The sequence below is a fragment of the Streptomyces sp. NPDC001401 genome, from assembly GCF_042895385.1.
Classification (GTDB): Bacteria; Actinomycetota; Actinomycetes; order Streptomycetales; family Streptomycetaceae; genus Streptomyces.
Map to the genome: position 1 here is coordinate 655,756 of NZ_JBIAWI010000002.1, position 23,107 is coordinate 678,862.

Consider the following 23,107-nt stretch of genomic DNA (forward strand, 5'->3'; position numbering starts at 1 on the left):
CCTCAGGCCAGTAGATCGATCGCGTCGATCGACGTGCCCGCACTGAGGAAGGACGTCGACCCCGAGCCGCTCGCCACATAGATCTTCAGCGTGTTGTACGCGCTGGTGTCCGTCAGCCAGGCGGACGCCGGCACGCTGTAGGTGAATGTGTAGTTGTTGCCCCGGTACGAGCCCACGGTCAGTGACCGGGTGCTCGGCTGGGAGGGCGGCGAGGGGACGGCGGAGGTCCAGTTGTCGTTGACGACGACCTGCGGCCGTCCGTTGGCGTAGGCCGTCGTCACGCCGATGCGCAGGGTGTGCGCGGCGGCGGCCTGGGCGGCCGTCAGCCTGAAGTAGACGATGATGCCGCTGTTGACGTCCTTCCAGAGGTAGCAGGGGAAGGCCGAGGTCTCGGTGCCGCTGCCGACGACGACGTTGCCGGTCCAGGACGCGGCCCGGCTGTCCGACGGGTGCGCGTACGTCATCAGGTCCGCGTTCTTGAACCCGCTCGGCGAGCCGTTCCAGTCGCCGATGCGCCAGATCGCGCTCGCGTTGCTCGGGTCGTTGGAGGACGGGATCGCAATGGTGTTGAGGGACGTCGTACCGCCCGCGGTGACCGTCACCGAGCTGGTGTAGACGGCCAGTTCACCCTTGAAGACGGTCAGGGTGTACGTCCCCGGCAGCACGCCCGCGATGGAGAAGTAGCCGTCCGAGGAACGGGCCGAACCCCAGTACTGCGCGGCCGAGTTGGCGAGCCCGACAGTGTACGGCAACGCCGTGTTCCGTCCGGTGATCCCGACACCGGCGACCTTGCCGCGGCCGCTCGCCGCGACGTACCCCGAGATGCCGAGCGAGTCCGCCCACGAGGTCGTGAGGTTCGCGTGGTACAGCGAGGAGGAGGGCGCGCCGCCGTCCGTGAAGGCGATGACGTACGGGCCCTGGAGACCGAAGCGCTGGGCTTCCGTCTGGTTCTCGCCGTAGTAGAGGATCTCGTACAGGCCGCCGCCGTCGGCGCTCTGGTGGCGCAGGAGGGAGCGGTAGAAGGGGCCGCCGGAGGCCTTCTCGTGGTTGGAGCGGACCACGTACAGGCCCACGCTCCCCGTCGACCAGCCGATGTAGTCGTAGTCCATGACCCGCAGCTTCGAGTAGTGCTTCGAGCGGGTCTGGCCGTCGGACTTCTCGAACACGTCCGAGGCCTCGATGGTGGTCGGCGCGTAGGTGTACGAGTCGGGCTCGTCGTTGAGGAACATGCCCGCCTTGACGCGCACGATGTAGCGGGTCGCGCTGACCGAGTCGTCGGCCTTGTTGGTCCACAGGTAGACGTTGTTCTCGCCGCTGCGGGCCGCGTAGTAGTGCTTCAGCGTGCCGTACGCGACGGAGATCAGGATCGTCGAACCGGACTGCTTGATGGTCACCGTGGAGGTGCCCAGGCCGGATTCGATGTGCGAGTTCTTGCCGCCGTAGCCCTGGTACTCCGTGCCCTTGTAGACCAGCGAGGTCAGGTCGCCGTTGGTCTTGCTGACCTTGAAGACGAGGCTGGCGCCGGTGTCGACGACGTAGTTCGACCCGTCGTCGGAGTAGCCGAAGCTCGCGGCGGACGCCGAGGCGGCGAGCGGCCCGGCGAGGGCCGCCGTCCCGGCGGCAGCGGCGGAACCAAGGACGAAGGTGCGGCGGCCGACCGGTCTGTTCGCGGTTTCGGACATGGGGGGTGCCTCCTTCGGAAGCCGTGTGGGGGTGGTGCGAGTGGTTGTGAGGGTGACAGTTGAATCGATTTCGCGAAAGGGCTTTCGCGCGCGCAAGGTTGGCAATCTTGTGAAATCAGCCCAAGGGCTAGAAAGCGCTTGCAGACAGCGGTACGGTCCCTGCCGCCAGGCCTTGTCGTCCGGTCTTTCCTCGGAGGGATGCGCGAATGAGACGTTTCAACCTCGCCGTGTCGGCGGCGCTGACGCTGAGCGCCTGCCTGACGGCCGTACCGGCCCAGGCGTACGGGGGACACCGGCCCCTCGGCATCGAGAACTGCACCGCCGGCGCCTGCCACTTCGACGTCCCGCCCGGCACGTACGACGTGAAGGTCCTGCTCGGCGGCGAGGCCGCATCGAGCACCGCCGTCAGCGGCGAGACCCGGCGGTCCCTGCTTCCCGAGACACCCGCGGCGGCCGGTGAACGAGTCGCCCGCAGCTTCACGGTCAACGTGCGCACACCGGAGGGCGAGCCGACCGGGCCGGACGGAACTCCCGGCCTTGATCTCGCTGTTGGCGGCTCGGCCCCCGCTCTCGCGGACATCAGTGTCACGCCCGCCCGGCACGCCCGTCAGATCTTCCTGGTCGGCGACTCCACGGTCTGCGACCAGCCCGCCGACCCGTACTCCGGCTGGGGCCAGCAGCTGCCGCAGTACCTCCGCAAGGGGCTGTCCGTCGCCAACTACGCCGACTCCGGCGAGAGTACGGTGACCTATCTGCAGAACCCGCAGCTGTGGGCCACCGTGCAGCCGCTGATCCACCCCGGCGACCTGGTGCTCATCCAGCTGGCGCACAACGACAAGACCACGGACGAAGCGACATATCGCACGAATCTGGAGACTCTGGTGGCGGGTGTACGGGAGAAAGTCGGGGACCCGGTCCTGGTGACTCCGATCGTGCGGCGCTGGTTCAATGCCGACGGCACTTTGAACAACAACACCGCACTGCTGGTCAATGGCCTCGGTGTGGACCATCCTGCTGTCATCCGTTCGGTCGCCGCCGCCGAGGACGTACCGCTGATCGACCTGACGGCGAAGACGAAGGCGCTGGTGGAGTCCCTGGGCGTCGAGGGCTCCAAGGCGATCTATCTCTACAACGAGAAGAAGGACAACACCCACACCTCCGTCCACGGTGCCACGGTGTACGCGGGACTTGTCCGCGACGCGCTTGTCGCCGCGCATCTGGTGCCCAGGGGCCTGGTGCGGGTGGGATGAACCCCTGGGGCGTCTCGACCGGAACCGGGGCGCCCCAGGTCTCACCTTTCGTTCGTTGCCGCAAGTCCCGAAAGAGAGCCGATGCACCTGCCCCCCGCCGACCGCACCCTCAGCCCGCGCACCGGCTGCACCCGCGCCCACTGGGAGGCGGCCGCCGACGCCCTGCTCGCCGCGGTCGAGCCGTACGTCGCGGAGGGCGGTGCGCTCTACCACCTCCCCGGCGACCGCACGAGCTGGTCCGGCCGGCTCTCCGACGGCCTGGAGGGCTACGCCCGTACGCTGCTCGCCGCCGCCTTCCGCCAGGACGAGAACGCGCTCGAGCGCTACGCCGACGGGCTCGCGTCCGGCGTCACGGGCGTCTGGCCGCGGATCGAGGACCGCAGTCAGCCCCTGGTCGAGGCGGCCTCCATCGCCCTCGCCCTGCGGCTGACCCGCCCGCTGCTGTGGGACCGGCTGGACGAGGGCGTACGACAGCGGGCGGCCGCCTGGCTCGGGGACGCGCTGACCGCCGAAGCCTGGCCCTGCAACTGGGAGTTGTTCCCGGTGACGGTGGGCGGATTCCTCGACGAAATCGGTTACGAGACCGAGGCGTCGCGCAAGGCGATCGACCGGGGCCTTGCGCGGATCGAGGAGTGGTACGTCGGCGACGGCTGGTACACGGACGGCGACGGCCGCAAGTTCGACTACTACAACGGCTGGGCGATGCACCTGTACCCGGTGCTGCACGCCTGGCTCGCGGACGACGCCGCACTTCTGGACCTGTACGGGGGAAGGCTCGAGCGCCATCTCGCCGACTACGCCCGCCTGTTCGGCGGCGACGGCGCCCCGATGCACCAGGGCCGCTCGCTCACCTACCGCTTCGCGACGACGGTCCCGCTGTGGCTGGGCGCACTGACGGGCCGTACGCCACTGCCGCCGGGCGAGACCCGGCGGCTGGCGTCGGGGGCCCTGAAGTACTTCCTGGAGCGAGGCGCGGTGGACTCGCGCGGCCTGCTGACCCTCGGCTGGCACGGCCCCGACCCGGCCGTCCTGCAAGGCTATTCGGGCCCCGCCTCCCCGTACTGGGCGAGCAAGGGCTTCCTCGGCCTGCTCCTGCCCCCGGACCACCCGGTGTGGACGGCGACGGAGGAGCCGGGCCCGGCGGAGCGCTCCGACGCTCTCACGCCGATCCCGGCGCCCAACTGGCTCCTCCAGTGCACGAGTTCGGACGGCGTCGTCCGCCTCCACAACCACGGCAGCGAGGACGTCCGCTACGACCCGTACTACACGCGCCTCGCCTACTCGACGGTGACGGAGCCTTCGTCGTCGTACGACAACAGCGTGATCCTCGGGGACGATCCGAGCCGGACGGAGATCGAGCCGTTGGGCGTGGGGGAGGGGTGGGTGGCCTCCCGGCACACGGCGGGTGGAGGCGCCCGGGTGACCAGCGTGGTGCTGGCGCGCGGGGCCGTGGAGGTGCGGGCGCATCTGGTGGCGGGGGCGGAGCCCGGGACGGCCGTGCGGCTGACCGGGTGGGCGGCGGGAGAGGGCCTGCGGGCCGAACTGGCGCCGGTCGTCGGGCTCTCCGGGACGCTCACCGGGGTCACCGGAGCGGGAGACAGCCTGTTCGTCGCGCTGGCGCGGCTCACCGGTGAGAAGGATCCCGTGCCGCTGGGCGAGACGGTGAGCGTACGGGCGGACGGGGCCGGGGAGTTGACGGTGCGCTGGAGCGAGGGGCCCGAGGTGCGGGTCAGGCTCGGCGGATCCCGGGACGAGATCGCCGTCGAGGAGTCCTGTCCGGCAGGGTGAGGCCCCCTGACGAGGGGGAGGGACGAGCTCACGGAGCGGTGGCGGCGCGCAGGGCTGAACCCCGCGCGCCGCCCGGCCGCGTCCACGCACCCGCTGGTGCGCACGAGCGCGGCCCGGGCCCGCCGGCTACCGCCGGACGTCGTCCAGCGCCTGGCCAGGGACGAGGACCGTGTCCTGTCTCATCCTCGCGCCAGGTCCTGCGACGACGCGCCGGCCGGCGTGCCACTCGGCGTGTGGCACTGGTGGCCGGGCAGCCTCACCTGCCCGGACCACTCCGGCGGACACCGGTTCATTTCCCCCCGCACCGGCCTGCGTCCATCAGGGAGTGAGCCGGGCGATCCTCAGGGTCTTCGAGGTCGGGGAGGCCCCGTTCAGAGGCGATGCGTACGACGGGGTCACCGGCACGTACGCCCAGGTCAGTGCACCGTTCGCGCAGACCGCGATGTCGCCCGTGATACGTGCGCCTACCACCTTGTCCGCACTCTGGAACTTCCCGTTCCAGTCGATGAGCCGCAGATGCGTGCCCGCGAACCTGCCCGTGCACGTGCCGTCCTTGCACTTGGCGTTGTTCAGCGACTCCCACGAGAGCAGGAGCTTGTCCTTGCCGTACGGGGCGAGGTGGACGTTCACGTGCTCCGTGCCCTTGGCACCGGTCAGGTAGACCGCCTTGCCGGGGTCGGAGCTGCGGTTCTTCAGGAAGGCGACCGCGACCTGGTGGGTGCTGGTCTTCGGGGTGACGGACCAGCCGCGGCCCGAGGAGTCGGCAGGGTTCTTCTTGGCCGAGGCGGCGCCGCGGGAGGCGAACGCGGTGGCGTAACGGCCGGTCGAGGACTTCACCAGGTCACCGGTACGGCTCGGGAACGTACCGCCGCAGTAGCCCGCCCAGCACTGCTCGCGCTGCACGACCGGCGCCACGTCCGGGGCGGCGATGCCCGTCGACACGAACAGGCCCGAGCGCCAGTCGTCGAAGCAGAGGGAGGTGAAGGCGCCGGACTTCTCGGCGTGCAGCGCGATGCCCTCGTTGTGGCTGCAGCCCCAGCCCCAACCGCCGCTCAGCTTCGCTCCCTTGGCGCTGATGTACGACAGCTTGTCGCCGTAGTGCCCGTCGGCGAAGCCGCCCGCGCCGTGCACGACGAAGTACGCGCCGTACTTGGTGCCGTTCCAGGTGAGCTGGCCGTCGAGCGTCGGGGACGTGTCGTGCGAGGAGGCGCCGGTGAGCTTGGTGCGGAAGGTCTGCCTGCCGTTCGTGTAGCGGACGAGCGCGGCCGCCGTGTCGTGCCACTTGTTGGTGTCGGCGACCCGCGTCAGCAGCGCGAAGCCGTTGTTGTGCGCGACCAGACCGCCGACCTCCTTGGCGCCCTTGACGACGGTGTCCGCACCCGAGCGCTTCCCGGCGGAGGTCAGCGGGGTGACGTGGACGCCGTCGGAGGCCGGCCAGGCCACGCGCAGAGTGCCGTTCGGGGCGACCGCGGTCGCCGTCCGCGTCCACTCGCGCGTGTTGTTGTAACCGGCGGACAGATAAGGGAACTTGGCCGACAGACTCACCGAGGTGGTGCCGACCGCGAGGCCGGAGGCGGCGGTCGTCGAGGCACCGGCGGTGGCGTACCAGGCGCCGACCAGTGCGGCGGTCGCGGCGAGTCCGGCGATCACGGGCTTACGGGCGGCCCGGACCCGGCGGTGGGTGGTCGTGCGTCTTGCTGAAGTCATGCCCCCTTGTCGCCGCGGTCGCTCAAAGGGTTGCCGCCCCGGTTTCCCGGGGCGGCGGGCGTCACGGCGTGGCGGGTTTCAGCCGCCGAGCACGGGCAGGGTGAGGCCGCACTGGACGGGCTGGGCGTGGGCGGGATCGAGGGCGTTGCGGACGAGTTGGGCGGCGTTGGAGTCGTAGGCGATCGAGACGTGTTCGGAGAGGTCCTGGCGGCAGACGTCCTGGATCGTGATGTTCTTGACGGTCGCGCCCGGTCCCGCGGCCAGGAACTGGTGCGTGTAGGGGGTGACGACCTCGTCGAACCTCGTGGCGATGACGGTGTAGGAGACGCCCGGCTGGGTGTCCCCGGCCCGGTCCAGCGTGGTGTTCACCTGGGAGCCGACCATCTGGTCCGCGTACGCCTGGCCGACGAGGAGGGACACGGGCTGGTTGAGGCCGAGCTTCGTGGTCAGTGTGCCGAGGCCGGAGGCGGTCGTGCCGTGGTTGGACGGCGCCAGGCCGATCAGGCTGTGCACCTTGTTCCGCTTCGGGTGCGCGGGGTCCGTGCCACCCGCGAACCGCAGGTACCAGCGGGGCGTCAGACCGCCGCCCTGGGAGTGCCCGACGAGGTCGACCTGTTTGGCCCCGGTGGCCTTCAGCACGCGGTCGACGTAAGCGGCGATCTGCCGGGCGGAGTCGGGGATGTGCGCGGTTGCCTTGATCGGACTGCCGGGCGCCCCGCCGTAGTTGACGGCGAAGACGCAGTAGCCCTGCTGCTTCAGATACGGGGACAGCATGCCCCAGTTGAGATGGGCGTTCGCCCAGGTCCCGTGCAGCAGGACGACCGGGCGCGGATGCTGACGCGTGGGCTTGCAGTTCCAGTCGTCGGCCCCGGCCGGTGGCGCATCGGGGTTGACGAGCCCGCCGAGCCCCGCCGCCGGGAGGGCGAGGATGTTCCGCGGTGGTGCCGGAGGCGCGGGGCTGTCGGCCGCCACTGCCGCGCACTGCTGCCCCACCGCCAGCGTCAGGGCGAGCCCCGCACAGACCGCGGCCCACCTGGCGCGCCGCCGGCCAGACCGCCTCCGGGAAACATTCCGATCAGTCATCGCGCCGCTCCTCGTCTCAGGCCGGCCGAGCGCCGACGCGGAGATGATCGAGGAGCGGCGTGTGTGCGCTGCACGACGACAGCGCACAACGCCTCTCATGGAGCAGCGAATTCACCCGTCCGGCCCGTGTCCTCTCCCAACTCGGCGCAGACGAACGGGTCGTGCGTGACACGAACGGATTGGGCCTGAGACGAACGGTTTGGGCGTGCACAGTTCGGCCGTCACCGAAGCGACGTGCTCCCAGCCTGCCGGTATGACCGAGACTTCACGGGAAACACCCGCCCGGGCCGTCACCGGCATGGTCGACCACGTCCTCGGGCCGGCCGCCACCTGGCCGAACCGGGCGGTCAAACCCGGCCGGAGCGATCCGGGTCACAGCGGAACGCGGTCAGTCCGCGGTACGGTGGATGCTTTCGTGGGTATCAGACCCTTTGGACTCATCTCCGGCGAGGGACCGAGGAACCATGGACATGGACATCCCCGGCGACAAGCGACTGGCGGCTGCCGTCGTGATGGACGACGAGGGCCGGGTGCTGCTGGTCCGCCGCAGTGAGACGGAGAAGTTCCTGCCCGGAGTGTGGGGCGTTCCCTGCGGCAAGCTCGATCCGGACGAGAGCGCCCGGGACGGTGCGTTGCGGGAGCTGAAGGAGGAGACGGGGCTCCTGGGGGAGGTCGTCCGCAAGGTCGGCGAGTCGTCCTTCGTCAGTGAGTACCGAGGGCACGAGATCAAGAACTGGCAGGAGAACTTCCTGGTCAGGCCGCTGACCGAGCAGGTCACCCTGCCTCGGGCCGACCAGTCCCACGCCTGGCTCGCGCGCTCCGAGCTGACCACGGTCGAGATCGACGAGTACAACCTCGACATCGTGGACCAGGCCTTCGTGAACTCGCCTTCCTGAACTCCTGACCTTCATGAACTCCTGAGCAGTTCGGCGAGTCCGTTCAGCGCACCCAGGTAGTCGTCCACCTCCAGCGGCACCTTCGGTACGGCGCCCGGATGCGGGCCCGCCGCGGTGAACACGTCGGTGTGCTGCCGTCGTTCGCTCCCCGTCTCCAGGAACAGCGTCACGGTCGGCACGTCCGTGTCGCACCAGGCGCGGTGCAGGGTGTGCGCCGGCAGGGCGTATGCGCTGCCCGCCGCGTACTGCCCCACATGGGTCAGCCGCAGCCGCGCCGGACCGGCCGGCTCCAGCAGCCAGTCCGACGATCCCTGCTTCAGCGACTCCTCGTACCGGGCGGCCGGGATTCCGTCCCTGCCGCCGCCTTCGACGTCGTACAACTCCATGGCGAGCCGCCCGCGCACGACGTAAGAGGCAAGCGGGGAACGGTGGTTGTGGATGTCCTCCTTGCCGATCGCGCCGGCGTCGGGGTGCCACAGGTGGGCGCGCAGCTTGTGCAGCGGCCCGCCGTCGATCAGCAACAGCTTGTCGAAGCCGAGGACGTGCCGGTAGGAGAACCGGGCGCATCCTTGCGGATCGCCCTCGCCGGAGGCCAGTTCGGCGATCAGCTCCAACAGCCGCTCGGGCGAGCCGAGTTCGGCGACGACGAAGCGGGCCGCGGCGACCAGTTCGTGCTCGGGCAGTTCACCGTCCAGTGTCCCGGCCAGCAGTCGTCGCGCCGCCAGAACCTGCCGACCGCCCATGCACACATACCTCCGGGTCCACTGCTTTCGGTTCACTGTTCTCGGTTCGTTCTTCCGGTCATTCGTCCGGTCGATACATCCATACGGCATGTGACCGCAGCGCCGAAAGGCCTTGATAGGTCATCCACATGGGATGCCGCAGCTCACTGCTGTCCGTACGGCCCCAGGACCAGATGCCGTCCGTCTGCCCGGCCCACACGGCGGCCGCCGCGCCGTCCAGCCGCTCCCGCCGCGCCTCCTCCAGCCCGTCCTGCGCCGCGACCTCCCGGGCGCCCGGGGTCATCAGGGCGCGCAGCACCCAGGAGGCGGTGAAGTGCCGTACGTTCAGGACCTCGTGGCGTGAGGGGTCGTCGGTGCGGGGGCGGCGCACCTCCTCGCGCAGGTTCCTCAGGTCCGGGCAGCGGGTGTGGGCCGTGCTCGTGCAGGCCAGCAGCCAGCGGACGCCGTCCTCCCGGGCGGAGCGCACCCCCGCGCCCTCGGGCTCGTCCAGTACCCGGGCGGCCCGGTCCAGGGCCACGACCGCCTGCGCCGTGTGCAGTGCGGAGGGCATTCCGTACGGCGGGTCGAGGCGGTAGCTCCAGCAGCGCAGGTGCTCACGGCGCGGGTCGCTGATCGCGCCGTCGGCCAGGGCCTCGCGCAGCACGGGCAGAACGGCGGAGTCGGGCGCGGCGCGCAGCAGTCCGCGCAGTACGGTGGTCACGACGTGGGTCGACTCCCGCCCGGCACGGTCGAGTTCGCGGGTGAAGCCGGCCGTGCAGCGGCCCACTTCCTGAGCGAGCCGCTCGCCGGACGCCCCCGCCCGGGCCAGCGCACCCAGCACCAGGGCGGTGACCTCGGGTCGGGCCTCCGCACCCTGCGACCGTGCGGACCAGCCCCCGTCGGGCAGCCGCAGCCGCCACAGCGTGTCCACGAGATCCCCGGTGCGCAGCCGCCCGTCGGGTGCGCCGAAGTCGAGCATGATGTGCAGGCCGTACGCGGTGCCGACGGACGTGGGGCGGGTCGGGCTGTTCTCGCCGAGGGAGTGCGACCAGCCGGTGAGCCGCCCACGGGCCGGGTCGTCGACCACGCACACCTTGTCGACGAGCGTGCCGTACGCGGCGGCGAAGACCTGGGGAAGGGGGCCGGGCGCAGCGGGTGCCACGACGGCGGCCGTTCTGGTGACGGGGCCGGCCGTCCCCGCCCGGGCCCGCAGCAGTGCCGCCGCGAGCCAGGCGGCCACGCCGGTCCCGATCCCGCTGACCCCTGAGACCAGGTATTTGGCGGCCTGTCCGCCGAGGGAGTCGGGCAGCACCCCGAACAGGAACTGGAACACGGCATACCCGGCGGCAGCGCAGCCGAGGCTCCCCAGCCAGCCGACGAACCGGGCGGCCTCACTCGGCCCGCCGGGTTCCGGTGCGGTGCCGTTCGATCTCAAGGGACCGCGTCCCAGCTGCTGTTGAGACAAGGCGCGCTCCCTCCCCCGAAGCTTCCAGTCTAAGTGGTCAGCGGGACGGGTGTGCCGCCGCCTGCGACCAGCGTCTCGGCGAGCAGCTCGGCGAACGCGACGGGATGCTCGGCCACACCGACATGCCCGCCGGGGAACTCGACGAAGCTGCTGCCGCTCTGCTCGGCGAGGAACTGGGCGGTGCGGTGAAGGAGTTGACCGCGGGAGTCGGAGCCGGCGGCGAGGGTGAGGCGGGCGGCGGAGGCCGTGAGCGCGGTGAGGTCGGGAACGTACGAGGTGAACTGCCGCAGCACATGGGCAAGAAAGAGGGCCATCGGGGTGCCCAACTCCTCGGCTCGTGACAGGGGTTGCCCCGACGGACTCTCCTGTGGCTCCCGCCCCGCCAGACCTGCGCCCAGCCGAAGGCCGGCCGCCTGCAGCCCGGTGGCGCGATAAGTGTCGTAGACCTCCCGGAACATGGCCTGCTGCCGCGTCCCGTCCGGCAGCACCCCCACGCAGGGTGCCTCGTGCGCGACGACGTGGCGCAGCCGCTCGGGATGCCGGGCGAGCAGGTCGAGGACGGCGATACCGCCGGAACTGGTCCCGAAGACGTAAGCGGACTCGCCCTCGGCGAGAACCTCGTCGAGCACCCGGGACGCCCCGTCGCTCCACTCCTCCACCCGCTGGTCGCCGACGGGTTCTCCGAGCCGCCCGTGGGCGAGCCCGAGAGGGTCGTACGTCACGACGGTGAAGCGGTCGGCGAGGACGTCCGTCAGCGGGGCGAAGCCCATGGGGTGTCCGGCCCCACCGGGGACTATCAAGAGGACGGGCCCCTTGCCGCGTACGTCGTAATGCAGGTCCTCAGCCATGGTTCTTCTCCTCGCGGGGCCAGTGTTCGAGCGTCACATGCAGGGCGTCCACGGCCTTGTCCCACGACTTCTGCACATCGCGCGCGGCACCGAAGCCGCCGGTGGCCTCCAGGGCGCAGTAGCCGTGGAAGGTGCTGCGCAACAGGCGTACGGCATCGGTGAGATCGGGCTCCTCGAGGCCGTAGGCGCGGAGCATGCCGTAGGTGATCTCGGCGGTGCGGCGGAAGTCGGGGGAGGCGGCGACCAGGGCCTGGTCCATACGGATCTGGGTGGCGGCGTACCGCCCGGGCCGCTCCAGCGCGTACTCCCGGTAGGCGCCGGCGAAGGCGGCCAGCGCGTCCTTGCCGGCACGTCCGGCGACGGCGACGGCGATGCGGTCGATCAGCTCGGCGCCGGCGAACAGGGCGAGGCGCGTGCGGAGGTCGTCGAGGTTTTTGACGTGCGAGTAGAGGCTCGCGTCCTTCACGCCGAAGTGGCGGGCCAGGGCGGACAGGGTGACGTTCTCGAAGCCGACCTCGTCGGCGAGGTCGGCTGCCGCCGCGACGATGCGGGCTGGGGTGAGTCCGGCTCTGACCATGGACGCGACCGACCTCCGAATTTCTGTTTCCTAGACATCCTAGGAAGCAGCCTAGTATGCCCAGCTACTTCTCGGCGACCGAATTCCCTCCCGCGTCACAGACGGCCGGGCTGTCTCGTACCAGCTCTCGGAGCTCCCCGACCTCGGCCCGTACGTGCTCCGGGTCCCGCCCGGCTCCGGTGCACCGCCACGCGGGCCGGCCGTCCTTCTCGCTCAGATGCATCCCGAGGTCGTGCACGGCGCACACCGGCCAGGCCTGCCAGAGGCACTCGGTGAGGGTGTCCTGCGCCGCCTCGGCGACGGCGGCGAGGGCGTCGTCGCGCGGCGAGTCGGGGGAGCCCTGCCAGAGCTGGTTGCCCCACCACTCGCGTTGGGAAGGGTGACGTACACGTTCTCCGGCTCGCCCTCCTCCTGGTCGGCGAGGTACAGCAGGCGCCGGCAGCGTCACCGCTGCCCTGTGCGTGTACCTGCTGCATCTGCGCCGCGGTGACATGCGGGACGCCCAGCACTGGGCCGATCAGCTCCACCGTCTCAACAGCCTCGACTGGACCAGCTACACACCGGTACCGCACCATGCCGACACCACTCCGCACGCCTGCGACGGCCCGGGCGTCCGCCACACGCTTCCTCCCGTGCCGCCGGCCCTCTCCGAACGGGCGGTCAAGGACGCGGTCGACGAGCTCGAAGCACCGTACGACGGTGGCCTCGGCCCCGTTCCGCAGCCCATTCCCGCGCTTGCCGACCACTGGGACGACCTGGTCACCGCGTGAACGACCGCCGAGCGCGGCTCAGGCGTTCGGATTGAGCCCGTTCGACAGCCCCGTGTAGGCGGGCTTGGGCGCGTAGCTCTCGTTGTACGGCAGCGCGGCCCCGTACCCGCCGAAGGTGCCCGGCACCCACGAGTACTTGTCGGAGACGCCCCACACCGTGATCCCGGCGCAGCGGGCCACGCCCAGGCAGTTCTCGCTCGCCCTCTTGTAGTCGGCGGACTGCTGGGCGAGTTCGGCGGCCGAGGCGGGCAGCGGGATGCGGACGTCGAGCTCGGTGACCGAGACCTCCAGGCCGAGGTCGGAGAAGCGCTTGAGGTTCGCCTTCATCGACGACGGCACCCCGCCCACCACGAAGTGCGACTGGAAACCGATGCCGTTCAACGGGACGCCGTTCGCGCGGAGTTTCTTCGCGAGGGCGTACAGGGCGTCGCTCTTCGCGTTGTCCGCCTCGATGTTGTAGTCGTTGATGTACAGCTTCGCGGCGGGGTCGGCGGCGTGCGCCCACTTCAGGGCGTTCGCGATGTAACCGGTACCGAGCTTGTTCTGCCACAGCGAACTGCGCATCGAACCGTCCTCGTTGAACGCCTCGTTGACCACGTCCCAGGCGTACACCTTGCCCTTGTAGCGGCCGACCTCGGTGTCGATGTGGCTCTTGAGGATCGAATTCAGCTCGGAGGCGGAGAAGCTGCCGTTCCTGAGCCAGGAGGGCAGCTGCGAGTACCAGACCAGCGTGTGGCCGCGTACGCCCTGGTGGTGGGCGGCGGCATGCGCCACCAGACGGTCCGCGGCGGCCCAGTTGAAGCTGGACCGGCTCGGCTCCACCGCGTCCCACTTCATCGCGTTCTCCGCCGTCACCGAGTCGAACTCCCGGTCCAGGACGGTGGTGTACGACGAGTCGGAGGTCAGCGGGGTGTCGCCGACGGCCGCGCCGATCCTCACGCCGCGGCCGTCGGCGTATCCGCGCAGGGTGGTCGCGGCCGAGGCGTCCGGGGTGAGCTGGGGGAGCGCGACGGCCGCGGCGGCGATCAGGGCGCCCGCGGCGGCGAGGGGGAGCGGGCGCACCAGGCGGCGGCGGTGGGTTCTCGGCGTGTGCGGCACGGCTGCTCCTCAGGGGACGGAGGTGGGGGATGCGGGGTGCGTCCCCCCTGTGTCGCCGCCGACCGAAATTCGGTTGCCGTGGATCGAGACGGACATAGGGTTGCCGGGCCGAGGGGGGAGCATGAGGCGGTGAGGGGGAGTGCGTGACGCACGAGGCGCGCAGGCACGACGGCGAGTCCGGCGGCCGCGACGGCGGGTCCGGTAGCGACGACGGCGGGTCCGGCAGCCATGACGGCGGGTCCGGCAGTCGAGGGTCCGTGAGTAGCACGCCCGACATCACACCCCACACCGCTCAACCCCTTTGGCGGCAACGGGATTTCGGCATCTTCTGGACGGCCCAGACCCTGTCCGTCCTCGGCGACTCCTTCGCCCTCGTCGCCCTGCCCCTGCTGGTCCTCCAGGCCACCGGGTCGGTCGCCCGCATGGGCCTGCTGACGGCGGTGGGCTCGGCCGCCGCCGTCCTCGCGGCGGTCTTCGCCGGGGTCGTGGTGGACCGTGCCGACCGCCGCAGACTCCTCATCGCCTGCGACCTCGTACGGATGGTGCTGTACGGACTGATCCCCGTCGTGTGGCTGTTCGGGCCGCAGCTCTGGCTGCTGTACGCGGTGCTGCCGCTGTGCGAGGCCGTCGGCACGTTCTTCGCCGTCGGCTACGTCACCGTCGTCCGCAGCCTGGTCAGCAGCGACCGGCTGACGGAGGCCAACGGCCGCCTGAACGCGACGGCCGCCGCGGCCGGGGTGATGGGGCCGCTGGGCGCGGGACTGGTCGCCGCCTGGACCGGGCCGGCCGCCGCCGTCGGCGTGGACGCGGCGAGCTTCGGGGTGTCGGCGGCCTGCATGCTCCTCGTCCGCTTCCGCGCCCGCCCCGCCGACGACCGCCCACCCCGGCGCACCGGCCTCTGGCGGGACCTGCGCACCGGGGTGTCCTTCCTCTACGGCCACCCCGTCCTGCGGTCCCTCACCGCCCTTCTCTTCGTCTTCAGCTTCCTCACCTTCGGCCTGACCGACCTGGTCATCTACCACCTCAAGCACGACCTCGGCCACGACGACGGCACGGTCGGCACCGTCATGGCGTGCGGCGCGCTCGGCACGATCGCCGGCTCGCTGCTGGTCGCCCGGATCCGGCGCCGGCTCGGTTTCGGGCGGACCTGGATGGGGGCGGTCGCGGTGTGCGGGCCGGCCGTCGCCGGCCTGGGCTGGGCCGGGGACGTGCGCGTGGTGGCCGCCCTGGGCGCGCTCTTCCTGGCCTGCGTCGCCATCGCGGGCACCTGCTCCATGTCCCTGCGCCAGGAGATCACTCCCGAGCCCCTGCTCGGTCGCGTCACCTCCGCCTTCTGGACCCTCCACTACTCGGCGGCCCCCGTCGGCGCCGCTGTCCTCACCTGGATGGCCGAGCGGCACGGCACCGGACCGGCGGCGCTCGTCGCGGGCTGCTGCTGCGCCGGGATCCCGGCCGTCGCCCTGTTCACGCCGGTCAGGAGCGCCTGACACGGTCACCGGACCCGTCGAATCACAGGTAGGAGAGGGGAACCCCTATGCGCAACGCGGTCGATCACCTGGTCGAGGTGTACGGACTCGGCGCCGGTCCGTGGACGATGACTCCCGTCACGCGCGGTGCGCTGGGGCAGATCTGGAAGCTGTCGGGCCGAAGCTCGACATGGGCCGTCAAGGAGATGCTCTTCGGCTGTGACGAGCACCAGGTCCAGCGGGAAGCCGCATTGCGGGAGGCCTCGGAGCGACTCGGCATCGCCTCCCCGAAGCTCCTCGCGAACCGCGACGGCGCCCATGTCTCCTGGCTTCCGCCCAGGTTGGGCGGATCCTCCGTGAAGCTCTACGAATGGGTCGACGGGGCCGGGGCCGACCCGGCCCGGCCGGAGATCCTCAGCTGGGTCGGCCGTACGCTCGCGCTGCTGCATGTGGCCGGAGAAGGCGCGAGCGAGGCGCCGAGTTCCTGGTACGAGACCTGCCCTCAGGAGGCCGACTGGGAGGAACTGCACCAAAGGACGGGTGCTGCGGGCCTGCCATGGTCGGACGCACTGGCCCGGTTCGCCGCCGGCCCGGCCGGGGAACTGGCGCGGTTGGTGACCGCGGCCGACCGGAGCGCACTGGTGACCTCGCATCTCGATGTCCAGCCGCAGAACGTGCTGTTGGGCCCCGAAGGCCCGGTCCTGATCGACTGGGACAACGCGGGACCCACGGCACCGGAGCGTGAGCTGGCCTGGATCGTGTTCGCATGGTCGGGACGAAACCGCTTGAATGCGGACTCCGCGCGGCGAGTCGTCCGCGCCTACCTGGAGGCCGGCGGCCCCGGGAGGATCCGGGGCCTGGACGCGTTCTCGACACTCGTCGCGACGAGCCTCAACTACATCCAGGTGCAGGCCGAAGCGGCGGTGGACCCGGCGAAGACCCTGGAGCAGCGCGAGTTCGGGGAGACAGAGGTTGCCAGGTCCCTGCGCAATCTGCCGGAGCCGGCCATGCTCTCCCGGCTGATCAAGGAACTCGAGCGCGAGTGGCCCTGAGGCCCGGCGCGGCTCATCCGTTCACCCCCGTGTAGTGGTTCAGGCTCCAGCGCCACAGCAGCCGCGCCCCGAGGTACGCGAGCACGCCGAGCAGCGGGGAGGCCGCCGCCAGCCAGTACGGGACGCCCGTGTCGTGGCCGTGCCCGGTGAGCACCGCGGCCGGGAAGTAGGCGACGAACGCGAGCGGGAGGCCGAAGGTGAGGAAGCCGCCCACCGCACGGGGCAGGACGTTCAGCGGATAGCTGCCGAAGGTGCCGAGCAGCTCCTCCAGCCAGCGGCCCCAGTAGTCGGCGGCCGGGAAACGGAGCGCGGCGCAGGCCACCGCGGTGAACAGGGCCGCCTCCAGCAGCATGCCGCCGAGCAGACAGGCGATCAGGTACGTGATCCGACCCGTCGTCCAGTCGAGTTGGCTGCGGGACAGGGCGCCGACCATCAGGCCCACGGCCACCGTCAGGTCGCCGATCGCGTTGGTGGGGAAGAACTGCAGCTGCACCTGGCGGTGAACCGGCATCGGCCGCAGCAGATAGATGTCGATCTTCCCTTCCTGGATGAACCGGCCCAGCTGGTGCACCCGGCCCAGGCACAGCACGAACAACCCGTGTGCCAGCATCCGTGTCGCCGGGATCAGCAGCACCTCCGAGCTGTCCCAGCCGCCCATCCCGGTGAACCGGGACAGCAGGACGGTCGCGAACACGATCACCGACACCTGCCAGATCGCGCCGATCGCGATGTTCAGCAGGAACTCGACGCGGTACTCCATCTGGGCGCGGATGTTCAGACGCGTGATGCGCCACATGATCCGGACGGCACTCATGGGCATCAGCCTCCTTGCGAGATGACACGGCGGGCGGCCCGTCGCCACAGGAACCGGGTGAGCAGGAAGAGCAGTACGACCCACACGGCCTGGATCGCCAACTGCCCGCCCGCGTCGGCCAGTTGGATCCGGCCCACATACAGCGACAGCGGCACGCTGAGCGTCGCCTGGAAGGGCAGGAAGGTGCTCATGGTGCGGAACCAGTCGGGGAAGAACCACAGCGGGGCGTACACCCCGGACAGCAGGTTCTGGGCGAAGAGCAGGATGAGCATCGCGGAGGAGTTGCGGATGGTCCAGAAACACAGCTGGTCCAGAAGAAGCATCACGAAGTACAGGACCAGCTGGCCGAGCAGCAGGCTGACCACGAACACCCCGGCCACCGCGGCCGATCCGGGCGGCTCGATCACCCCGGCAGCGAGACACACCGCGTATCCGGCGAGCGCCCACGCGGCCCCGTAGACCTGCTCGCCGAGCGCGCGCAGCGCGTGGTAGCGGGCGGGCGGCAGCGGACGCAGATACCAGTAGACGATGGTGCCGAAATGCATGTGCTGCAGGACGGTGTCCCGGCCCGCGTACTGGTCCAACTCCCGCAGCCGGGAGGCGAGTACGGCCAGTACGGCGTAGGTGATGGCCTGCTCGCGGCTCATGCCGGCCGTGGCGCCGGCATGCGCGTACAGGCCGCTCCACAGGGACGCGACCAGGACCACCTGGACGGTCAGCCGGACCAGGACGGCCGTCATCCGGGGCGGGGCGTGCAACTCGCCGAGCGGGGTGACGCGGGCGGTGCGCCACGCGTGCAGAACGGCCATGTCAGACCCCTTCCGCCGCGGGCTCCGCATGCGCGTACGCGACCCGCATCACGTCCTCCAGGTCCGCCTCGTCGATGGCGACGCCCGTCACCTCGTACCGCTCGATGACCGCCTTGAGCGCCTGGTGGACCGTGGGAGCCTCCGGCCCGTCCGGTCCGAACACCACCTGCGGGCCGTCCTGCCGCAGCAGTGCGATGCCCGGCGGCGGTACGACGTCGGTGTGCCCGTCGGCGAGCGTCGCCCGCACCTGCCAGGTCGAGCCGAACTTGCGGCGGATCTCGTCGAGGGTGCCGTCGAGGACGAGCCGTCCGTGGTTGATCAGCACGACCCGTTCGGCGAGCCGCTCGACCTCGGTCATGTCGTGCGTGGTCAACAGGACCGTACGGCCGCGCTGTTCGACCTGATGCCGCAGGAACTCCCGCACCTGCTCCTTGACCACCACGTCCATGCCGATGGTCGGCTCGTCGAGGAAGACCACCGGCGGGTCGTGCAGCAGAGCGGCCGCCAGGTCGCAGCGCACGCGCTGGCCGAGGGAGAGATGCCGGACGCGGGTGTCCCAGAAGGCGGAGAGTTCGAGGATGTCGTCGAACTCCCCCAGCCGGGCGGCGTGTTCGGCATTCGGCACGTCGTAGATGTCCCGCAGGATCGCGAACGACTCCTTGACCGGCAGGTCCCACCACAGCTGGGTGCGCTGCCCGAACACGGCCCCGATGTTACGGGCGTTGCGCTCCCGCTCCTCGTACGGCACCACGCCCGCGACCCGGGCCTCGCCGGAGGTGGGTGTGAGGATGCCGGTGAGCATCTTGATGGTGGTGGACTTGCCGGCGCCGTTCGGGCCCAGCAGGGCGAGGAGTTCGCCCGGGGCCACGTCGAAGCTGATGTCGGAGACGGCGTGCTTGACGGCCCGCTCCGGGTTGACGAGCGATCTGAGCGTGCCGGCGAAACCCGCACGGCGCACGGTGGTGTGGAAGGAGCGGGAGAGGGAGCGGACCTCGATACTGCCGATCACTCGATGAACCTCCGGGTGAGTTGGATCAGCCAGACGGTCGCCGCGAGGGAGGCGGCGGAGAGCACGGTCAGCAGCCAGGGGACGGCGTGGATGCCCGAGGCCTCGATGCCCGCCCCCAGCAGCGGGGGAGCCGCCACTCCGCCGATCATCGACGCGGCGATGACCCAGGCACCGGCGCGCCTCGCCTGGGGAAGCGCCCTGTTCAGCCAGGGCAGTCCGGTCGGGAAGACCGGCGCGATGAACAACCCAACACCGGCGTAGGCCACCGGCGCCACTCCTTTTACACGTGCCAGCAGCAGGCACACGGTCATGCCGGCCGCGCAGAGCGTCAGGATGCGCTCGGGGGAGTACTTCAGGGTGATCGGCACGACGAGGAAACGGCCCGCCGTCATCATCAGCCAGTACACGGAGGTCGCCGACGCGGCCACGGTCGCGCTGTAGCCGACGGTCTCCAGATGCGTGGGCTCCCAGCCGCCCACGCCTGCCTCCACGCCGACGTTCAGGATGTAGAGCGCGAGGAAGCCGATCAGGATGCGAGGCAGGCCGCCCAGCGATCCTGTCTGCTGGTCCGACGGCTCAACACCCCGCGTACGTACGCCACTTGAGCCCAGCGGGACCAGCGCCGCAGCCAGCACCGCACACGCCGCGAAGGCGTACGCGTACTCGTCCGGCCCCAGCCATGCCACCACCGCCGGGCCGAGCACCGCCCCGATGCCGAAGTGGGCGTTGAGGACGTTCAGCATGGCCGTGGAGCGGTCGCCGAAACCCACGGCGAACAGCTGGTTGAGTCCGTAGTCGATGCCGCCGAAGCCGAGGCCGCCGAGGAAGGCGGCGGCGAGGGCGAGGGGCCAGTTCGGGGCGAGCGCGAAGCCCGCGCCGCCCAGTGCCATCAGGCCGTAACTCGCCGCCAGCAGCGCCCTGTTGCTGATCCGGGAATGGATCGCGTTGAAGGCCAGGACGCCCGCGACGCCGCCCGAGAAGTGCAGGCTCAGACCGAGCCCGGCACCGGACGGGGACAGGTTGAACTGCGCACGCAGGCCCGGCACCGCGGGGCCGTACAGCGCCTGGAGCATGCCGATCAGGACGAAGCCGACGCAGGACGCGACTGCGGCCGGCCGACTGAAGAGCCGGCCGGCCGCAGGGGACCGTATGTCCGTGTCCGTCAACTGATCTCCGAGAAGACGAAGGAGAACTCGGCTGGTTCGGCCGGCAGTTGGTACTGCGGCAGCACGCCCGGGCCGCAGGACCCGGTGCCGATGCCGTGCACGGCGTGGTCGAGGTTCACCCACACCGTCTCGCCGGGGGTGAGGTCGGTGAGGTGGGTGGCCGCGTCCAGCTGCTCCGTCGTCCAGCGGCGGGCGCTGAGGAAGAACTCCGGGTCGCCCTCGATGCGCAGTCCGCCGAGCTCCGCCCAGCGGACGTCGGCGCGCGCGCCGTTCTCCTGCGGGCGCAGGTACGGCGTCTGCAGCCCGTCGACCGTGGACTCCCAACGGCCCGCCTTGGAGGCCGACTTGGTGTCCGGGTAGCCCTCGCCGGGGCCGCCGCCGTACCACTTCACGGCGTCGGCCTGGGTGAGGCCGAACCGCACGCCGAGGCGCGGCAGCGGCACCGGCCACTCGCCCTCCGGCCCCACGGACACGGTCAGCCTCAGGCGGCTGCCGTCCGAGGTCCAGCGGTACACCGCGGCGAGCCCGAACTCCCAGGCGGCGGGCGCCACCCGGGTCCGTACGGTCAGCGCGTCGTCACCGAGCTCCACGGAGTCGAGGCGGTGCCGCATGCGGTGCAGGCCGTACTTGCGCCACAGCTCCGCGGAGCGGATGCCGGTCAGCCACTCGGCACCCTCGTCGTTGTCGGTGGTCGCCCGCCACACGTCCAGCCGCGGACCGCCGCTCACCTCGACTCCGCCGATGGTCTTCAGCGCACCGGTGCGGGCGTCGAAGGAGGCCGGGCCGAGCGTGATCACGCCGTCGCCGGCCACCGGACCGTCGGTCGCTGCCACGGAGGGCAACGCCCGTGCGGTGACCGGGACTTGGCCCCACGCCACCTCGTGGCCCTTGGGCGCCCAGACGGTGTCGGCGGCCAGCAGTGCCCGTACCGTCCACTGCGTCTCGCCGCTCCCGTGGTCGGCGGGCGGCTCGGGCAGCTTGACGTCGGCCGAGGCGCCCGGGGCGAGCGCGGGCACGGACAGGGCGCCCGACTCGACGCTCTCGCCGTCCACTTGGTAGGACCACTCGAACGCGAAGGCGGAGAGGTCGGCGAAGTCCTGCTTGTTCGTGACCCGTACGGTGCCGTCGGCGCCGTCGATGGAGACGGGCTCGATGACCTTCTTGAACTCCAGCAGGCCCGGGGAGGGCTGCCGGTCCGGGAAGATCAGGCCGTCGCAGACGAAGTTCCCGTCGTGCAGCTCCTCGCCGAAGTCGCCGCCGTAGGCGAAGCCCAGCTCGGGGTGGGTGACGCCGTGGTCGATCCACTCCCAGATGAAGCCGCCCTGGAGCCGGTCGTACTTCTCGAACAGCTCCTGGTAGTCGGCGATGCCACCCGGGCCGTTGCCCATGGCGTGCCCGTACTCGCAGAGGATGAAGGGGAGGTCGCGGCGCTTGTGCGTGCCGCCGTCCAGCTCCTTGCCGATCTGCTCGACCTCGCCGTGGGAGGCGTACATCCGCGAGTACATGTCCGTGTCACGGGAGTTCCAGTCGCCCTCGTAGTGCACGAGGCGCGAGGAGTCCCGGCCGTGGATCCACTCGGCCATGGCGGTGAGGCCGCGTCCGGTGCCGGCCTCGTTGCCCAGCGACCAGATGACCACCGACGGGTGGTTCTTGTCGCGCTCGACCATGCGGGCCGCGCGGTCGATCAGGGCCGGGGTCCAGCGGTCGTCGTCGACGGGGTTGTCCCGCCAGGCCTGCTCGGTGAAGCCGTGGGTCTCCAGGTCGCACTCGTCGATGACCCACAGGCCGTACTCGTCGCACAGGTCGAGGAAGGCCGGGTGAGGCGGGTAGTGCGAGGTGCGCACCGCGTTGAGGTTGTGCCGCTTCATCAGCAGCACGTCCTCGCGCATGGTCTCCAGGTCGAGTGCGCGGCCCTTCTCCGGGTGCCACTCGTGGCGGTTGACGCCCTTGAAGAGCACCGCCTTGCCGTTGACCTTGATCAGGCCGTCGGCCAGCTCCACGGTACGGAAACCGATGCGCAGCGGCACCCGCTCGCCCTCGGTGACCAGCTCGCCGTCGTACAGCTTCGGCACCTCGGCCGACCACGGCTGAACCGGTACCGTAACCGTTTCCCCCGTGGCGACATCGATGTCCAGGGCGGGCACGGACACCCGCCCGTCGACGTCGGAGTCGACGCGCAGGCTGCCCTCGCCCGTGACGTGGTCGTAGGAAGCGTTTACGAAGAAGTCGAGCACGCTGCCCGCCGGGCGGTGCAGCAGCGTCACGTCACGGAAGATGCCGGGCAGCCACCACTGGTCCTGGTCCTCGAGGTACGAGCCGGCCGACCACTGGTGCACGCGTACGGCCAGGACGTTGCCGCTCGGCTTCAGCAGGTGCCCGACCGCGAACTCGTGCGGCAGCCGGGAGCCCTTGAACTCGCCGATGTCCGTGCCGTTCAGCCAGACGCGGGCGCAGGACTCGACGCCGTCGAACCGGAGGACGGAACCGCCCTCGGCGGGCCACTCCTCGGGCAGGTCGAAGACGCGCAGATGGTCGCCGGTCGGGTTCTCCGTCGGGACGTGCGGCGGGTCCACCGGGAAGGGGTAGAGGTGGTTGGTGTAGATGGGCAGGCCGAAGGCGCCGTCGCCCTGCAGGACCCAGTGGCCGGGGACGGTGACCTCGGCCCAGCCTCCGGCGTCGAATCCGGGCTCGGCGAACGAGTCGTCCCCGGCATCGACGGTCGGCGATACGCGCAGCCGCCAACTGCCGTTCAGCGACAGGGACTTCGCATCCGAGGACGCGTACCAGGCGCGGGGCGGGAGGGCCCCGCTGCCGGGTGAGACGTCCTCTACGTAGTCAAAGGCCGATGGGGGTGCCCCCGCTCGAGCGGAGTCGAGAGTGGGGGAGGTGCGGAAAGACATCGGTC

20 protein-coding genes are annotated in these 23,107 nt (G+C 70.8%); 6 read left to right on the forward strand and 14 right to left on the reverse strand.

Features of this window, described 5'->3' with window-relative positions; translation table 11 throughout:
• Positions 1-2: 2 nt before the first annotated feature.
• Complete coding sequence (locus ACFY10_RS10530; protein WP_390664660.1) at positions 3-1,682, reverse strand: rhamnogalacturonan lyase B N-terminal domain-containing protein; 1,680 nt, start codon at positions 1,680-1,682, stop codon at positions 3-5.
• 206 nt (positions 1,683-1,888) lie between these two features.
• Between ACFY10_RS10530 and ACFY10_RS10535 the strand changes: the two genes are divergently transcribed.
• Together ACFY10_RS10535 and ACFY10_RS10540 are read left to right on the forward strand one after the other, a co-directional pair.
• Positions 1,889-2,932: a rhamnogalacturonan acetylesterase gene (locus ACFY10_RS10535; RefSeq protein ID WP_390664661.1), complete on the forward strand. Its 1,044-nt coding sequence runs from the start codon at positions 1,889-1,891 to the stop codon at positions 2,930-2,932.
• A gap of 81 nt (positions 2,933-3,013) precedes the next feature.
• On the forward strand, positions 3,014-4,720 hold the full coding sequence (locus tag ACFY10_RS10540) for a DUF2264 domain-containing protein (protein ID WP_390664662.1): 1,707 nt from the start codon (positions 3,014-3,016) through the stop codon (positions 4,718-4,720).
• 318 nt (positions 4,721-5,038) lie between these two features.
• On the opposite strand, the gene ACFY10_RS10545 is transcribed toward ACFY10_RS10540, so the two are convergent.
• Together ACFY10_RS10545 and ACFY10_RS10550 are read right to left on the reverse strand one after the other, a co-directional pair.
• On the reverse strand, positions 5,039-6,427 hold the full coding sequence (locus ACFY10_RS10545; RefSeq protein WP_390664663.1) for a hypothetical protein: 1,389 nt from the start codon (positions 6,425-6,427) through the stop codon (positions 5,039-5,041).
• A gap of 78 nt (positions 6,428-6,505) precedes the next feature.
• Complete coding sequence (locus ACFY10_RS10550) at positions 6,506-7,510, reverse strand: esterase/lipase family protein (protein WP_390664664.1); 1,005 nt, start codon at positions 7,508-7,510, stop codon at positions 6,506-6,508.
• A 470-nt stretch (positions 7,511-7,980) separates the two neighbouring features.
• Between ACFY10_RS10550 and ACFY10_RS10555 the strand changes: the two genes are divergently transcribed.
• Positions 7,981-8,406: an NUDIX hydrolase gene (locus tag ACFY10_RS10555; RefSeq protein ID WP_390664930.1), complete on the forward strand. Its 426-nt coding sequence runs from the start codon at positions 7,981-7,983 to the stop codon at positions 8,404-8,406.
• Between the two features lie 11 nt (positions 8,407-8,417).
• On the opposite strand, the gene ACFY10_RS10560 is transcribed toward ACFY10_RS10555, so the two are convergent.
• The 5 genes from ACFY10_RS10560 to ACFY10_RS10580 all read right to left on the reverse strand — a co-directional run bounded on the left by ACFY10_RS10560 (position 8,418) and on the right by ACFY10_RS10580 (position 12,466).
• Entirely contained in the window at positions 8,418-9,149 is a 732-nt protein-coding gene (locus tag ACFY10_RS10560) for a hypothetical protein (protein ID WP_390664665.1), read from the reverse strand.
• 58 nt (positions 9,150-9,207) lie between these two features.
• Complete coding sequence (locus ACFY10_RS10565) at positions 9,208-10,593, reverse strand: hypothetical protein (RefSeq protein ID WP_390664666.1); 1,386 nt, start codon at positions 10,591-10,593, stop codon at positions 9,208-9,210.
• A gap of 29 nt (positions 10,594-10,622) precedes the next feature.
• Positions 10,623-11,441 carry an alpha/beta fold hydrolase gene (locus ACFY10_RS10570; protein WP_390664667.1) on the reverse strand — a complete coding sequence of 273 codons (819 nt, stop codon included), beginning with the start codon at positions 11,439-11,441 and terminating at the stop codon, positions 10,623-10,625.
• The gene (locus ACFY10_RS10575; protein WP_390664668.1) at positions 11,434-12,018 is read right to left on the reverse strand and encodes a TetR/AcrR family transcriptional regulator; all 585 of its coding nucleotides are present in this window, start codon (positions 12,016-12,018) and stop codon (positions 11,434-11,436) included. The genes ACFY10_RS10570 and ACFY10_RS10575 overlap by 8 nt, the downstream gene beginning before the upstream one ends.
• Positions 12,019-12,082: 64 nt before the next feature.
• A complete protein-coding gene (locus ACFY10_RS10580) occupies positions 12,083-12,466 on the reverse strand; it encodes a hypothetical protein (RefSeq protein WP_390664669.1) in 384 nt (127 codons plus the stop codon).
• A 13-nt stretch (positions 12,467-12,479) separates the two neighbouring features.
• On the opposite strand from ACFY10_RS10580, the gene ACFY10_RS10585 reads away from it, so the two are divergent.
• The gene (locus ACFY10_RS10585; RefSeq protein ID WP_390664670.1) at positions 12,480-12,788 is read left to right on the forward strand and encodes a hypothetical protein; all 309 of its coding nucleotides are present in this window, start codon (positions 12,480-12,482) and stop codon (positions 12,786-12,788) included.
• 18 nt (positions 12,789-12,806) lie between these two features.
• Here ACFY10_RS10585 and ACFY10_RS10590 read toward each other — a convergent pair whose 3' ends face one another.
• Positions 12,807-13,886 carry an endo-1,4-beta-xylanase gene (locus ACFY10_RS10590; RefSeq protein ID WP_390664671.1) on the reverse strand — a complete coding sequence of 360 codons (1,080 nt, stop codon included), beginning with the start codon at positions 13,884-13,886 and terminating at the stop codon, positions 12,807-12,809.
• A gap of 257 nt (positions 13,887-14,143) precedes the next feature.
• Here ACFY10_RS10590 and ACFY10_RS10595 point away from each other — a divergent pair, with 257 nt between their 5' ends.
• Positions 14,144-15,373 (forward strand): MFS transporter, encoded by a 1,230-nt coding sequence (locus tag ACFY10_RS10595; RefSeq protein WP_390664672.1) that lies wholly within the window; start codon positions 14,144-14,146, stop codon positions 15,371-15,373.
• Between the two features lie 47 nt (positions 15,374-15,420).
• Complete coding sequence (locus tag ACFY10_RS10600; RefSeq protein ID WP_390664673.1) at positions 15,421-16,404, forward strand: phosphotransferase enzyme family protein; 984 nt, start codon at positions 15,421-15,423, stop codon at positions 16,402-16,404.
• A 13-nt stretch (positions 16,405-16,417) separates the two neighbouring features.
• On the opposite strand, the gene ACFY10_RS10605 is transcribed toward ACFY10_RS10600, so the two are convergent.
• The 5 genes from ACFY10_RS10605 to ACFY10_RS10625 all read right to left on the reverse strand — a co-directional run bounded on the left by ACFY10_RS10605 (position 16,418) and on the right by ACFY10_RS10625 (position 23,102).
• Positions 16,418-17,218 (reverse strand): ABC transporter permease, encoded by an 801-nt coding sequence (locus tag ACFY10_RS10605; RefSeq protein ID WP_390664674.1) that lies wholly within the window; start codon positions 17,216-17,218, stop codon positions 16,418-16,420.
• Between the two features lie 5 nt (positions 17,219-17,223).
• Positions 17,224-18,027, reverse strand: coding sequence for an ABC transporter permease (locus ACFY10_RS10610; protein ID WP_390664675.1), 804 nt, complete (start codon positions 18,025-18,027; stop codon positions 17,224-17,226).
• A gap of 1 nt (position 18,028) precedes the next feature.
• Complete coding sequence (locus ACFY10_RS10615) at positions 18,029-19,036, reverse strand: ATP-binding cassette domain-containing protein (protein ID WP_390664676.1); 1,008 nt, start codon at positions 19,034-19,036, stop codon at positions 18,029-18,031.
• Complete coding sequence (locus ACFY10_RS10620; RefSeq protein ID WP_390664931.1) at positions 19,033-20,109, reverse strand: MFS transporter; 1,077 nt, start codon at positions 20,107-20,109, stop codon at positions 19,033-19,035. The genes ACFY10_RS10615 and ACFY10_RS10620 overlap by 4 nt, the downstream gene beginning before the upstream one ends.
• Before the next feature lie 89 nt (positions 20,110-20,198).
• On the reverse strand, positions 20,199-23,102 hold the full coding sequence (locus ACFY10_RS10625; protein ID WP_390664677.1) for a glycoside hydrolase family 2 TIM barrel-domain containing protein: 2,904 nt from the start codon (positions 23,100-23,102) through the stop codon (positions 20,199-20,201).
• Between the last annotated feature and the right edge of the window lie 5 nt (positions 23,103-23,107).

What these genes read in the sequence shown, in the direction of transcription:
- ACFY10_RS10530 (WP_390664660.1), bottom strand. Translation starts at nt 1,682, where the DNA reads ATGTCCGAAACCGCGAACAGACCGGTCGGCCGCCGCACCTTCGTCCTT.
- ACFY10_RS10535 (WP_390664661.1), top strand. Translation starts at nt 1,889, where the DNA reads ATGAGACGTTTCAACCTCGCCGTGTCGGCGGCGCTGACGCTGAGCGCC.
- ACFY10_RS10540 (WP_390664662.1), top strand. Translation starts at nt 3,014, where the DNA reads ATGCACCTGCCCCCCGCCGACCGCACCCTCAGCCCGCGCACCGGCTGC.
- ACFY10_RS10545 (WP_390664663.1), bottom strand. Translation starts at nt 6,427, where the DNA reads ATGACTTCAGCAAGACGCACGACCACCCACCGCCGGGTCCGGGCCGCC.
- ACFY10_RS10550 (WP_390664664.1), bottom strand. Translation starts at nt 7,510, where the DNA reads ATGACTGATCGGAATGTTTCCCGGAGGCGGTCTGGCCGGCGGCGCGCC.
- ACFY10_RS10555 (WP_390664930.1), top strand. Translation starts at nt 7,981, where the DNA reads ATGGACATCCCCGGCGACAAGCGACTGGCGGCTGCCGTCGTGATGGAC.
- ACFY10_RS10560 (WP_390664665.1), bottom strand. Translation starts at nt 9,149, where the DNA reads ATGGGCGGTCGGCAGGTTCTGGCGGCGCGACGACTGCTGGCCGGGACA.
- ACFY10_RS10570 (WP_390664667.1), bottom strand. Translation starts at nt 11,441, where the DNA reads ATGGCTGAGGACCTGCATTACGACGTACGCGGCAAGGGGCCCGTCCTC.
- ACFY10_RS10575 (WP_390664668.1), bottom strand. Translation starts at nt 12,018, where the DNA reads ATGGTCAGAGCCGGACTCACCCCAGCCCGCATCGTCGCGGCGGCAGCC.
- ACFY10_RS10600 (WP_390664673.1), top strand. Translation starts at nt 15,421, where the DNA reads ATGCGCAACGCGGTCGATCACCTGGTCGAGGTGTACGGACTCGGCGCC.
- ACFY10_RS10605 (WP_390664674.1), bottom strand. Translation starts at nt 17,218, where the DNA reads ATGAGTGCCGTCCGGATCATGTGGCGCATCACGCGTCTGAACATCCGC.
- ACFY10_RS10610 (WP_390664675.1), bottom strand. Translation starts at nt 18,027, where the DNA reads ATGGCCGTTCTGCACGCGTGGCGCACCGCCCGCGTCACCCCGCTCGGC.
- ACFY10_RS10620 (WP_390664931.1), bottom strand. Translation starts at nt 20,109, where the DNA reads ATGCTCCAGGCGCTGTACGGCCCCGCGGTGCCGGGCCTGCGTGCGCAG.
- ACFY10_RS10625 (WP_390664677.1), bottom strand. Translation starts at nt 23,102, where the DNA reads ATGTCTTTCCGCACCTCCCCCACTCTCGACTCCGCTCGAGCGGGGGCA.